Consider the following 13621-nt stretch of genomic DNA (forward strand, 5'->3'; position numbering starts at 1 on the left):
TCGGCGCTTATGTTTAGAATTTGTTTAGCCTTCTATGACATAATATCGCTGATTTGCGATAGTTGGATTTTATTACGGACGGCACGGATTTGTCGATCATTTGTTTCCCGGAGAATCGGGGGACTGAGGTGAACCATGAGAGTCTTAATCACCGGAGGATACGGCTTTATCGGCTCTTTCGTCGCGGAAAGGTTCTATCAAGAAGGCTGCGAGGTTTCGATCCTCGACGATCTTTCCACGGGCAATCCGGACCATATCGATTTTAAACACCACAAATACATACTATCGATCGAAGACCCGAACTGCGAGGAATTGTTCCGGAACGGCCGTTTCGAAGTCGTCGTCCATTTGGCCGCGCAGGTCAGCGTCGCAGCTTCCGTCGAGGATCCCGGGCTGGATACCCGAACGAACGTGCTCGGGCTGACCCAGATGCTGAATCTGTCCCGCAAATACGGGGTCCGGAAATTCATCATGGCCTCCTCGGCCGCCGTGTACGGCATGAACGAGCGTTTTCCCTTAACCGAGCAGGAAGCATGCGAGCCCGTATCCCCCTATGGAATCAGCAAATGGGTCGGGGAACGGTACTGCCGCAAATGGCAGGAGCTCTATGGTTTGGAAACGCTATGCCTTCGGTTTTCCAACGTGTACGGTCCCCGCCAGCAAAGCTCGGGGGAAGGGGGCGTCGTCTCCGTTTTCCTGGAAAACGCGATGTCCGGCAAACCGCTGCCCGTTTACGGGGACGGTACCCAATTCCGGGATTTCATCTACGTCCGCGACGTAGCGGACGCGATTTTCCGGGCCGCTTCCAGCACGTTGACGGGGATTTACAATCTTTCTACCGGGCAAGCATCCAGCGTTAACGATTTGATCAGTTGCCTGGAGCGGCTCCATGGGCCGTTGACCGTGCAGCGCAAAGAGAAAAGGCAAGGCGATATCGAGAAGTCGCTGCTCGATAACCGCGCGATCCGCCGGGACTTGGACTGGGCGCCTCGATACGAGTTGGCCGAAGGGCTGGCCTTGACCTACGAGTGGACAGCGCAGCGGCAGGCTGCCGCCGATCGCGAAGAAGCCGCCGAAGAGAAGAAGAAAAGACCGCCGTCCCGATTCCGCCAATGGCTGCATAAATGCCTGCCCTACGCGGAAAATCTCGGACTGTTCGCGATCACCGTCTATCTCTCCGGGGCCTTTGCCGATTCTTCCTACGAATTTCTCGATTTCAAGCTCTTTTACATTTTGATTCTGGGCATGGTTCACGGCAACCGGCAAGCCATTACGGCCGTTATCCTGTCGTCCGCCTTGTTCACGTGGGAGCAGCTCAACAACGGGCGGGAACTGATCTCCCTGATGTACGACACGGAATATTTCTTCCAGATCGCCATCTATTTGTTCATCGGACTCGTCGTCGGCTATACGGTCGAACGGAAGCTCGCGCTCATTTCCTCTTTGAAAAGCCAGTTGCTGGATGGGGCGGAAAAGTACGAATTTCTCCATGGGGTGTACCAGGAAACGCGGCGGGTCAAGGAGGAGCTGCAGCAGCAAATCCTGAATAACGGGGACAGCTTCGGAAAAATCTACGCCGTCACCAAAAACCTGGAGAGTCTGGAGCCAGAAAAAATTTTGGCATCGACGGTCAGCGTGGTCGAGTCGATCTTGAAGTCGGACAGCGTAACGATCTACACGGTCAACAAGTACGGAAGTTACTTGCGGCTCGCCGCCCGTTCGAACGGGGAACCTTTCGACGCGCCGAAGTCCCTGAAGGTGGAGGAATACCCCTTCATCCAAGAGATGCTGACGAACAAACAGCTGTACGTCAACAAGCGGCTGCAACCCGGCACGCCGCTGCTGGCGGCGCCCGTCCAAAGCGGCGGCCAAGTGTTGGCCGTGATCGCCCTGCATCGGATGCCGTTCGAAAACTTCACGCTGTATTACCAAAACCTGTTCAAAGTCACGGTCGAGTTGGTGTCTTCCGCATTGTCCCGCGCGCTGTCCTACGTGGAGGCCACGGCGAGCCAACGTTATCTGGAGGACACCTTGATTCTCAAGCCGGAAGTGTTCAAGGAAATCCTGGACAGCAAACGGTTGGCCCGAGACCGGCACGGCGTGGAGTATGCGCTGCTGACGCCGGTCGATTCCCGCCCCGGCCACGATTTCGCCGAGCTTTCCCGAGTCATTTCCCGCTCGCTTAGGGAGACGGATTATATAGGGTTGTCCCCCGACGGCAAGCTTCTGCTGCTGCTCTCCAATTCCACCCGTGAAGAGGCCGATTTCGTGGCCCGCCGCCTCAGCCAGTCCGGGGTCGAGATGGCGTTCGTGAACGAGGAGCTGCCCTATGTGGGTTGAAGCTTACTTGGCCTACGCTGCCGCATTGGCGATTTGGCTAGGCATCCGTTACCGGCGCGATTGGAGAGAGGGCGTGCTGCGATGGATGGTTGCGGCTTTCCTGCCGGGGGCCGGGCTGTTGCTTCCGCCGTTCGTCACCGGACGGAAGGCGGGCAGGCGGAGCGAAGACGATTTCGACTTCGAGTTTATTTCCGTTCAACCGTCCGACCGGCCCCAGATTTACGACACGGAATCGATGGAAAAAGAGATGAACGTCGTTCCGCTGGAAGAAGCGCTGTTCATCAACGACCGTGCCACGAGACGCGGCGTGATGATCGATTTGCTGAAACAGGATTCGCTGGAGTATTTGGACGTGCTGCAGCTGGCGGTCGCCAACGAAGACTCCGAAACGTCCCATTACGCGGTCAGCGCGATCATGGAAGTGAAGCGGAAGCTGCAGCTGGCGATCCAGGAGCTGTCGGTCCGTTACGAGACGGACAAGGACGACCCCCATCTGCTGCAGTCTTATGCGGAAGTGCTAAGCCAATATTTGAAGAGCGGTTTCCTGGACGAACGGACGAGGCTCAAGCATCTTTATACTTACGTCGAAATCATGGGGCAGTTGATCCGGTTGAATCCGGACGAGCCGGATTATTATATCGGGAAAGCCGAAGCGGAAATCTCCCTTCGGCTGCTGGCGGACGCGGAAGCGACCGCGCTCCGGTTCGCGGAACGGCTGCCGCTTCGGGAAGAAGCGTATTTGATGCTGATCAAGGTTTACTTTAATCGGCGATCTTACGAGCAGATTCGCTCCACCGTCATCCGTATGACGGAAGCCCCGATCCGGTTGTCCAACCAAGCGCTCTCCATCGTCAGATATTGGCTGGAGGTGAGCTCGGGTGAGACGCAAGCGAAGGGATAACTTCAGGCGGGAAATCTATTTGATTCTCTCCGGCGTACTGCTGCTTGCCTTGGCGGTGCAAATTACCCATTCTCAATACCTGCTGCGGTTCAGCGTAAACCAAAAACTTGCCGGCCAGATAGAAGAAAACAAGTTCCGTCGGGTCGATCCCCAGACGCTGGTCTCCTCGGAATCCCCCTTCTGCCTGGCTTACGATTCGGATAACGAGGGCAGCGCAGAAATTGAAGCGAACGTGGAAAAAGTTTTGCAGTACATGAAGAAACCGTCGGCCGTGTTCGATCTGTCCTTAAAACCTCTTCAAACCGCGGGCTGCCAGGCGGTCATCGCTTCGACTCCGGCATTAGGCAAGCTTGGAGATCCCGATCGGCTAAGTGAGTACGTGGAGAACGGCGGTTACATGTTCTTGACGCAGCCTGTGGATGCGGACGATTCATATTATCGCTTATATCGCAAGCTTGGAATCGTCAACTCAGGCTCCCCGATCACGGACATCCCGGGTATTAAGCTGACTTCTCCCATATTGATCGGAAGTCAAGGTTTTGAAATCGACGATCCCTCCATCACGAATTCGCTCATGGCGGTGGAGTTGGAACCGAACAGCAAGGTGCTTGCAACGACCGCAGCCGGCCAGCCTTTAATATGGGAGCATGCGTACGGCAAAGGCAAATTCATGGTATTCAACGGAACGATGCTGCAGGAAAAAACGAGCCGAGGATTGATCGCGGGTGGTATCGGTCTCCTGATCCCGGACTTCGTATACCCGGTTTTCAACTCCAAGGTCATGTTTATCGATGATTTTCCGGCACCGATCCCGCAAGGCAAGAACGAGCAGATCTACCATGATTATCGGATGGATATCCCGGCATTTTTCCATAGCGTTTGGTGGCCGGATATGCTCAAAGCCGCGAAAAAATACGATTTTCGTTATTCGGCTGTACTGATCGAATCCTATCAAGACCGCGTGGAACCGCCTTTCGAGAACCCCAGCGATCAGGACAGGAAAGGATTGATTTCCTACGGCAGGGAAGTCATCAAAAGCGGGGGGGAGATCGGGCTGCACGGGTACAACCATCAATCCTTGCAGACGCTCGAATCGACTGCCGAGGAGTTCGGTTACAAGGCTTGGGGAAGCGTCGATGAGATGGCGGCATCGGTAGGGGAGGCGCTCGCCTACTTCCGCAGTGCGTTTCCCCAATATGATATGGTCACCTACGTGCCGCCTTCCAACGTGCTCTCCGCCGAAGGACGAGAAGCGTTGAAACGGAGTTGGCCCGACCTGGCGGTCCTTTCTTCCTTATACGGGGAAGACGCATCCGGATTGGCTTACGTTCAGGAGTACGAAATCGCATCCGACGGAATTTTGGAAATGCCGAGGGTATCTTCGGGTTATTTGGATAGTGCTTATGACCGGTGGGCGGACGCGAACGCGCTCACCTCGCTCGGCTTGTACTCCCATTTCCTTCATCCCGATGATCTGCTAGATCCGGCGAGGAGTCAGTATCTGAACTGGGAGCGGTTGTACAAGCAATATTCGGGGATTCTCCAGCGCGTCGAGAGCTCGTATCCATGGCTTCGCAGCATGACCGCGACGGAAGCGGCCCTCGACATGTCGGACGTGCTCACAAGCAAGGTGGACTGGCATCGGAGCGGAAAGACGCTGTACGGCACAATCGATCCCTTTAACCGACCGGAATATTTCGTCTTGCGGACGGACAAGAAGTTCGGTAAACTGCAAGGCTGCGATGTACGGAAGATCGATGAAGGGACGTATTTGATCCGGGCAGTCCAATCGCAATTTAACATGGAATTGGGTGAATGAGTCATGCGGATCTGCTTAATCGCGGAAGGTTCCTATCCCTATATCACGGGCGGGGTGTCCAGTTGGATCCATTCGCTCATCGCGAGTTTGCCGGAGCATGAGTTCATCATCTTCACGATCGGCGCCCAAGAAAAACAACGCGGTCTTTTTCGTTACGAGCTGCCGGCTAACGTTACGCAAATCAAGGAAACGTTTTTGGACACCTATCTGCGCGAAGAAGGCGAATGGGGACGGCGATTCCGGCTGACCGCCACGCAGAGAGACGCCTTCCGGTCTTTGTTGGGCGGGAGCGGAAGCGTCGATTGGGCCGAAGTATTCAATTTACTGCGGACGAAAAAATTTGCTAGAGCCGCCGACTTCCTGATGAGCAAGGATTACTTCGACGTCTTGACGGAGCTGTGCCGGGAAAAGTACAGCTTGGTTCCGTTTACGGAAATGTTCTGGACGGTCCGTTCCATGATACTGCCCCTTTTCCTGACGATCCGGCACGAGGTGCCCGAAGCCGACGTCTACCACAGCGTGTCTACCGGATACGCCGGCGTCGTAGGAGGGTTGGCCAAGCAATTGCATGGCAAGCCGCTCATTCTGACGGAACACGGGATTTACTCTCGGGAGCGGGAGGAAGAGATCATCAAGGCGGACTGGGTCAAAGGGTACTTCAAGGATCTTTGGATCCAATATTTCTACCGGTTATCGGAGTGCGCTTACCAGTATGCCGACCGCGTCGTCACGCTATTCGGGCGCAACCGGGAAATCGAAGTCGAACTCGGCTGCGACCCCGGGAAAATCGCCATCATTCCCAACGGAGTCAACTTGGCGGAATATGCCGACATCCAGAAGGAGCGGGACCCCGCAGCATTTCGGATCGGCGCGGTCGTCCGGGTCGTTCCGATCAAAGACATCAAGACGATGATTCAAAGCTTCGCGATCGTGAGGCGCGAAGTTCCGAACGCTGAGTTATACATAATCGGACCGGTGAGCGAGAACGAAGAATATGAACGCGAATGCCGCCAATTGGCCGAAAGCCTGCAAGTGGACGGCATCGTCTTCACCGGCGAGGTGGACGTGAAGGACTACTTGAAGCGCATGGACATGGTTTTGCTCTCCAGCATCAGCGAAGGGCAGCCGCTTGCCGTCCTGGAAGCGATGGCGTCCGGGTTGCCTTGCGTCACGACGGACGTCGGAAGCTGCCGGGAGCTGCTCGAAGGACCGGACGACGACATAGGGCCCGCCGGTTATGTCGTGCCGGTCATGCACTACGAGCAAATGGCGGCCTCCATCGTCAAGTTAAGCCGCAACGAGCGGCTTCGCCATGAAATGGGCCGCAATGGCCGGGAAAGAGTCTCCAGGCGGTATACGAAAGAAGCGTTCATCGAGTCTTATCGGCAGTTGTATCGGGAATGCGAGGGGGGATAGGAAAGTGGCAGGGGTCGGATTCGAACTGAGAAAGCTGTTCCGGGACCAAGGAATCGTCCATACGTTCAAGGCGTATGCCTATTCTTCGCTGACGACCGTCGGGCCGATGTTCGTCTGCATGCTGATGATTCTGTTCCTGCAGACGCTGCTCGCCCATAACGGCGCCTCCTATCCGGATAGGGAATTGTTTCTGGCTACGGTCGTCTACGCCTTCGTTTTTTCCGTGCTGGTGACGGGCGGCTTGTCCATGCTGCTCACCCGATTCCTATCGGACCGCATGTTCGAAAAAAAATACGAGCACCTGCTCTCGTCTTACTACGGCGCGATCGGCGTATGCCTGCCAATCGGCGCGGTTGCGGCCTGGCTGTTTCTGCGCCATGTCCAAGCCGGATCCGCTTTTAAAGCCGCAGCTTACCTGCTGTTTGCCGAGCTGATCGTGGTCTGGATCCAGTCGGTGCATCTCTCTGCGCTGAAAGATTATAAACGGATCGTGCGGAACTTCTCGTTCGGCGCGGGTTTCGCCATCGTCGGCACGTGGGCGTGGTTTCGCTTCACGCCGTACGACAACGCGCTGTCGGCCGTCTGCTGGATCGATCTGGGACTTCTGATCATCGTGGGGCTGACCGCCAGGCATTTCGCGGGTTTCTTTCCCCCCCGCAGCAGCCGGCTGTATTGGAGCTTCCTCTCTTATTTGAATAAATATCCGTCCCTGCTTCTGATCGGAACGTTCCTGTATGCCGGCGTGTACGTCCACAGCTTCGTTTATTGGTTCTCGCCCGATTTCGGGGAAAGCGTCGCTTCCGCCTACCGGATTTCCTCCTATTACGATCTTCCGGTTTTTTACGCGTATTTGTCGGTCGTTCCGACGCTGGTGACGTTCGTCGTGTCCGTGGAAACCTCGTTCTATGACAAATTCCGCGACTATTATACGAAGATCATCAGCAGCGGAACGCTGCAGGAAATCACGAGAGCCAAGCAGGAGATGCAGCGCACGCTGATGCAGGAAGTCAGCTTCGTCATGGAAGTGCAGCTCCTGTTCACGGTCGTCTCGCTCGCGGTCGGCATCAAGGCGCTTCCCGCGATCGGGCTGACGATGGAACAGCTGGACATTTTCAAAATCCTGGTCCTGGGGTATTACGCCTTTATCGTCGCTTTCGTCCTGCTGCTGCTCATGCTCTATTTCGACGACCGCCGCGGCGTTGCCTGGATCAGCGGAGGTTTCGTCTTGCTGAACGCGGGTCTGACCTTGTGGACGATGCGGCACGGGCAGCACGGCCTCGGCATGTTCATCGCGTCTTTCATCGCGCTGGTCGTTGCCTTGGTCCGGCTTCGCCTTTACGTGCGGAATATCGATTACTACACGTTCTGCGCGCAGCCTCTCGTGGTCGTGGAGAAGAAGCCGTTCTGGAGAAGGCGGTTCGGCAAGAAAGGCGCCGCCGCGGTCATGATGCTGGGGCTGGTGCTGCTTTCTGCCTGCACGAGCGGTCAAGAGCCGGAAGCTTCCGTCCCGGTGGATCTGTCTTCCGCTCCCTCGGTCACCGACACGAACCATTTTGTGGAAGACAAGCGCATATACGAACGGGACGACGATTTGTCCGTCGACACCTTGTACTTGACTGTCCTCTCGGGCAAAGACGGCGACGGAGATGAAGACGACATCGATCCGGTTACCTGGTACGCGATGAATCGCATCCAAAGCAAAATGGAGGAAGGGGAACTACCGGTCATTGCGCAGGAGGGGGCGCCGGGCGGCAAAGGACCGCAGCCCGGATTGTTCCAGTTCGGCGCGACGAAGGCGAATGCCACGATCTCGCTGCGGGGCAATACGTCCCGGTACGCGTCCCAACGGTCTTACAACATCAAGTTGTACGACAGTGCCGGACTCTGGAACGACCAGAAAATAATCAATCTGAACAAACATATTTACGATCCAACTCGAATCCGCAACAAATTGAGCTTCGATCTCTTCGAGACTTTGCCGGATATCGGCAGTTTGCGAACGCAGTTCGTTCACGTCTACGTTCGGGATTTGTCGGAAAAAGGAATGGATAGAGGGTTTGAAGATTACGGTTTGTTCACGCACGTCGAGCAGCCGAATAAAAATTTTTTGAAAACGCATTGGCTGGACCCTAACGGACAGTTATATAAAGCCATTATGTTCGAATTTTATCGATATCCGGACGAATTAAAGTCGGAAAACGATCCCGGATATGATCCTGCAGCATTTGAAACGCGTCTTGAAATACGGGGCAGGGAAGAACACGGCAAGCTGCTTCAAATGCTGGACGACTTGAACGATATGTCCATCCCGATCGACGATGTCATGCAAAAACACTTCGATCTGGACAATTATTTGACGTGGATGGCTGCCAACATTCTCATGGACAACATGGACACCAACGCTTCCAATTTTCTGTTATACTCCCCGCTTAATTCCGATAAATGGTATTTCCTTCCTTGGGATTATGACGGAGGCTGGGAACTTCAGCGAAACCTCGGAAGCATCAGCCCATATGCCAGCGGAATCAGCAATTATTGGGGCAGCGTTCTCGCGAATCGGTTTTTCCGTACGCAAGAACATGTCGATCTACTGAAAAACAAGATTGACGAGCTTTACGATTCGACTTTTAACGGCTCGCTCGAAACGAAAATAGCGGATTACCGAAGAATCGTTGAGCCGTATCTCGATTCGAAGCCGGACCGGAGCTTCCTTCCGGATTCGGTGGATCGCCTGTATCAAGATTATGCGGAGCTTTCCAAGGTGCCGCTTCGATCCATCGAAAGGTTTAACGAAGATCTGCAACGGCCGAAGCCGTTTTTCATGGGGGAATTTGTTCAGTCCGGCAACACCGGTCATTTCGTGTGGGATCCGTCCTTTGACCTTCAAAAAGACGAACTGTCCTATGACTGGTCCTTGGCCAAGGATCCGGGATTCACACGTATCGTGCAGGAGAAACAAAACCTGAAAGGCACTTCGTATGATATCGGCGGATTGACGCCCGGCACGTATTATTGGAAAGTCGTCGTCCGAGACTCTCAAGGCCATGAGCAGCAGTCTTTCGATCAATTGATCGATGATGAAGGGGAACCGCACTATGGAATCCGGAAAATCGAGGTGAAATGACATTCTCTACCTGGGACGCCGGCTGCGGCACGAATGGAAATATTACCTGCACGTCCACGAATACGCGGCGCTCCGGGGAAGGGTGGCTTCGCTCCTCTCCTTGGACGCCCATTCGGCGGGGCCGAACGGATACCTCATCCGCAGCCTGTATTTCGACGGCGTGCACGATCAAGCGCTGGAAGACAAAGCGTCCGGCATCTTCGGGCGGGAGAAATACCGGATCCGCACCTATAACGGAAGCGACGATACGATCAAGTTGGAACGGAAACACAAATACGGGGATTACATCCACAAAGAATCGGTATCGCTGACCCGGGAGGAATACGAACGCATCCTGAAGGGAGACGTCTCGTTCCTCAAGAACGGCTCCATGCCGCTGCAGCGGGATTTCCATCTCGCCGTCGCGCACCGCGGCTTCCGGCCGTCGGTCATCGTCGAGTATTGGAGAGAAGCCTATGTCGACGAGGGCGATGTCCGGATCACGTTCGACAAGCGGTTGTCGGCCGTCGTGAACGGACGGGATCTATTCGAGCCGGGCGCGATGCCGGTCGAGGTGTTCGACGACGCGAGAACGATTCTGGAGATCAAATACGGGAGTTATTTTCCGGAAAACGTCCGGGTGTTGGCGCAGCCGGAATCGTTCCAGCGCTCCGCCATTTCGAAATATTTGCTGTGCCGGGAGATGGCGTTCCGCCATTTTCTTCCGTAGAAGGGGGAAGCGGGAATGGGAGATTACCTGAATTTCGAGGATTTGTTCAAAAAAAGCGTGCTGCACCTGGACGCCTTCCAAAACGTGTCCTACATGGATATCGGACTGGGGCTGCTTTGCTCGTTCGCCATCGGCATGTTCATTTACTTCGTCTATAAGATGACGTTCCGCGGCGTCATCTACAGTTACAACTACAACGTCACGTTCGTGCTCATGTCGATGATCACGGCCTTGATCATCATGACGATCAGCACGAACATCGTCCTGTCGCTCGGAATGGTCGGGGCGCTCAGCATCGTCCGCTTCCGTACGGCGGTCAAGGATCCGCTCGATATCGTCTACATGTTCTGGGCGATCTCCGCCGGCATCGCGTCCGGCGCCAAGCTGTATCCGCTGGCGCTTATCGGATCGGCCGCCGTCGGCGCCGTGCTCTTTTTCCTATCCCGGAAAAAGATCCGGACAAGCCCGTACCTGCTGATCATTCGCCATGATCTGTCGGCTTCCGACGAAGTGAAAAACCAGCTGGTCAAAATGAATTACCACCTGAAATCCAAGACGGTGCGGAAAGACCTCATCGAGATGACGCTCGAGATCCGCTTGCGGGACGACAACACCGCGTTCGTCAACCGTTTGTCGGAGATCGAAGGCGTCGCCGACGTCGCGCTGGTGAATTACCGCGGAGATTACGCCCAGTAAGGGGGCGTCATTTGCGTCATTTGGACGCGATCTGGATCGTTCGGGTGGCCGCTTCCCAAACGACATAGCTGCCCAGCGCTTCTCCCGCGAATCTGAGCGGCACCATCGTCGAGCCGTCTAACGAATAAGGCGCCGCATCCAATGACACCCGTTTTCCGTTGACTTCGGCCGTTTTGCTGCCCAGCGTCAGCCGCACCGTTTGCTTGCCCTTTACGGCTTTCACGGTGCGGCTTTTGGCGTCCCAGGAAACCGAGGCGGACAACGCCTCGAACAAGCCGCGGAACGGCACGAACGCCGCCCCCCCTTTGAGGACCGGCGGCTGCGGGAAAAACTGCTCCTTCCCGTCGATGAACAGGCGCGGGGCGTCGGATTCCGCGCGGATGCCGATCACGCCCATCTCCGGAGAGAGACAGACGGCGTCGCCGTTCGGAGCCGCCCGGCATTCGACGGGGGAGGACGCTTCGGCTGCGGACAGGACAAACCGGAGCTGTCCCTTCCCGTCCAGCGAATAGAACGATTGGGCGTCGTCCTGGAAGAAAAGGTCGCCTTTATCGTCCGTATGAAGGGAACCGGCCGTCACCTGACGGCCATCCGGAAGCCGGTAACTCCAAGTCCGGTCCTTCTGGACGGAACGGACTTCGCTGCCTTCGGCCTGGATCGTGACAGGGACGGAGAGACCCGAGGGGATGCCCGCGAGGGAGCCTGCGGGCTCCCGCTCGCCGGACAGACGCACGGCGCGGCTGCCATCCGGCGTCTCGTAGGAGAAGACGTCTCCCTTGCGGTAATAGGTTAATCGGCTCGGCTGGGGTTCCGACAACCGCCACGCGACCGAGAACGAACCGTCCGAGAGCAATTCGGCGGTCAAGTCCCGCGTTTCCGGCTCGCCGGCGGACGGGAAAACGAGTTTTTGGACGACGCTCGGGGCCGTGCCGGCCTCCGCTCCGTTCGCCGACGACGTCACGAACAGACATAAACCGACCCATGCCGATAACCGGAGCAGCCTCATGCTGGCTTCATTCCTTTTCCGTATTCTGCTTGGCTTCATTATACCAATCTTTATGCTACAATAGAGAGACATTCTTGCGGAAGAGAGTTGTCGATTCCGTTATGCACGTGTCGAATTTACTGGAATTCACAGAGAACCACCGCTACTTCGTCTATCGGGATTTCGCCCTGAGCGGCTTGGACCGCAAGCTGCTGGCGGCCCTCTATCAGCCGATGGTCGGCGCTTTCGCGGCCGGTCTCTATCATTATCTCTATCACGTCAAGGCGGAGGACGAGGTCGGCTACAGCTCCTTGGAGTCGCAGAGGGAGCTGTTCCTGGGGCTAGGCGTCGAACCGGGACCTTCCGGCAGGAAGGTCGCGATCGACGCCGCTTCGAAGCTGGAAGCGGTCGGCTTGCTGCAGGTGTTCGTCCACGAGAATCCGCTGACGGAGGAAACGGTTTACGAATATGCGCTTTTGCGTCCGCTGGGTGCGGCGGAGTTTTTCTCGAACGTCCACCTGTCGCTGCTGTTAAGAGACAAAATCGGCCGGTCGGCCGTATTGGAACTCCGAAAGCGCTGGTCCGCCGAACCGCCTGCGGAACTCACGCGGTTCATCGGCCGGCAGGAGGTGACGGTGCCGTTCTACGACATGTTCCGCCTTTCGGGCGGGCCGGCCGACCCGGAGCTGGAAGCGGGCTGGCAGGAGACGGCGACGGCCCGGCAGCAGGCTCCGAAGTTCACGCCGCCGGAGAAGATCCGCTATCACGACATCCTGAAGCATTTCCCCCGGAGCGCGACGACCCGCCGATACGTCGAACGCCTGAACAAGGCGCCCGAAACGATGCAGCAACTGAATTATTACGCCTACCGGTACGATTTGACCGTGCTGGACGTCCAGCGGCTGTTGGATCGGGACGAGATGTTCCGGGCGGACGGGGCCGTGAATTGGGAAATCTTCGAAGAGAACGCGACGGAAATTTTCAAGGTGCGGCAGAGCCAAGCGAGAGCGGAACGGGTATCCGTCCATCTGGAGCCTTCGGCAGCCGATCCGGAACCGCCTGGCGACGCCGGCGAAGGGGCGTTCGACGTGCCGGCCAAATTCCGGGACAGCGTCACGCCGAAGCAGTACGAGCATATTTTGCGCCATGAGCCGTACCATCGCGTGCTCGCCTGGCATTTTCCCGGCGAGGTGCCGGAGCCGACGCGCCGGCTGTATAACCGGATTTTCTTCGAGCTTAAAATGCCGCAGCCGGTGATCAACGTGCTGATCCATTACGTCAACGAAATTCTGAATACGAATTGGGAACAGCCGAATTCGGCCGCCTACGTGGAAACCATCGCTTCCACGATGCTGCAGAAGAACATCGATACGTTCGAGTTGGCCGTAGCCTACGTGAAGGCGGCGCAACGGTTCGAACGCCGGCGGCGCGAAGAGAAACGGGCCGGGGAAGGCACGGGCGCGAGGAGCCGCGGCAGAGCTCAGGCGCCCCGCAAGCCGGCTCTGTCCGTCGTAGAGGATACGGGCCCGATCGCGAACTTCAGCGCGGAAGAATGGGAGCGCATGATGGATCTGGCGCGGAAGCTGCAGGAAGAATAACCGGCCATAGGCCGGATGCGCGAGCGAAAGGAA

At 56.5% G+C, this 13621-nt stretch carries 9 protein-coding genes; 8 read left to right on the forward strand and 1 reads right to left on the reverse strand.

Annotation, left to right across the window (positions count from 1 at the left end; translation table 11 throughout):
* The first annotated feature begins 135 nt into the window (after window positions 1–135).
* Genes PTZ19_RS09790 through PTZ19_RS09820 form a run of 7 tightly spaced genes read left to right on the forward strand, consistent with a single transcriptional unit; the run spans window position 136 to window position 11005 of the window.
* The gene (locus PTZ19_RS09790; protein WP_276354070.1) at window positions 136–2340 is read left to right on the forward strand and encodes an NAD-dependent epimerase/dehydratase family protein; all 2205 of its coding nucleotides are present in this window, start codon (window positions 136–138) and stop codon (window positions 2338–2340) included.
* The gene (locus PTZ19_RS09795; RefSeq protein ID WP_276354071.1) at window positions 2330–3241 is read left to right on the forward strand and encodes a tetratricopeptide repeat protein; all 912 of its coding nucleotides are present in this window, start codon (window positions 2330–2332) and stop codon (window positions 3239–3241) included. The genes PTZ19_RS09790 and PTZ19_RS09795 overlap by 11 nt, the downstream gene beginning before the upstream one ends.
* Complete coding sequence (locus PTZ19_RS09800; protein ID WP_276354073.1) at window positions 3219–5060, forward strand: DUF2194 domain-containing protein; 1842 nt, start codon at window positions 3219–3221, stop codon at window positions 5058–5060. The genes PTZ19_RS09795 and PTZ19_RS09800 overlap by 23 nt, the downstream gene beginning before the upstream one ends.
* A 3-nt stretch (window positions 5061–5063) precedes the next feature.
* Entirely contained in the window at window positions 5064–6476 is a 1413-nt protein-coding gene (gene pelF / locus PTZ19_RS09805; protein ID WP_276354074.1) for a GT4 family glycosyltransferase PelF, read from the forward strand.
* Between the two features lie 4 nt (window positions 6477–6480).
* Window positions 6481–9600 (forward strand): exopolysaccharide Pel transporter PelG, encoded by a 3120-nt coding sequence (gene pelG, locus PTZ19_RS09810; protein WP_276354075.1) that lies wholly within the window; start codon window positions 6481–6483, stop codon window positions 9598–9600.
* A 22-nt stretch (window positions 9601–9622) separates the two neighbouring features.
* Window positions 9623–10309 (forward strand): polyphosphate polymerase domain-containing protein, encoded by a 687-nt coding sequence (locus PTZ19_RS09815; protein ID WP_276354314.1) that lies wholly within the window; start codon window positions 9623–9625, stop codon window positions 10307–10309.
* A 15-nt stretch (window positions 10310–10324) separates the two neighbouring features.
* Window positions 10325–11005, forward strand: a complete 681-nt coding sequence (locus PTZ19_RS09820) for a DUF4956 domain-containing protein (RefSeq protein WP_276354076.1) — start codon at window positions 10325–10327, stop codon at window positions 11003–11005.
* A 16-nt stretch (window positions 11006–11021) separates the two neighbouring features.
* Here the strand turns inward: PTZ19_RS09820 and PTZ19_RS09825 are convergent, their stop codons facing one another.
* A complete protein-coding gene (locus tag PTZ19_RS09825) occupies window positions 11022–12011 on the reverse strand; it encodes a copper amine oxidase N-terminal domain-containing protein (RefSeq protein WP_276354077.1) in 990 nt (329 codons plus the stop codon).
* Between the two features lie 74 nt (window positions 12012–12085).
* Here PTZ19_RS09825 and PTZ19_RS09830 point away from each other — a divergent pair, with 74 nt between their 5' ends.
* A complete protein-coding gene (locus PTZ19_RS09830; RefSeq protein WP_276354078.1) occupies window positions 12086–13588 on the forward strand; it encodes a DnaD domain protein in 1503 nt (500 codons plus the stop codon).
* Window positions 13589–13621 lie beyond the last annotated feature (33 nt).

The organism is Cohnella caldifontis, assembly GCF_029360585.1.
Classification (GTDB): Bacteria; Bacillota; Bacilli; order Paenibacillales; family Paenibacillaceae; genus Cohnella; species Cohnella caldifontis.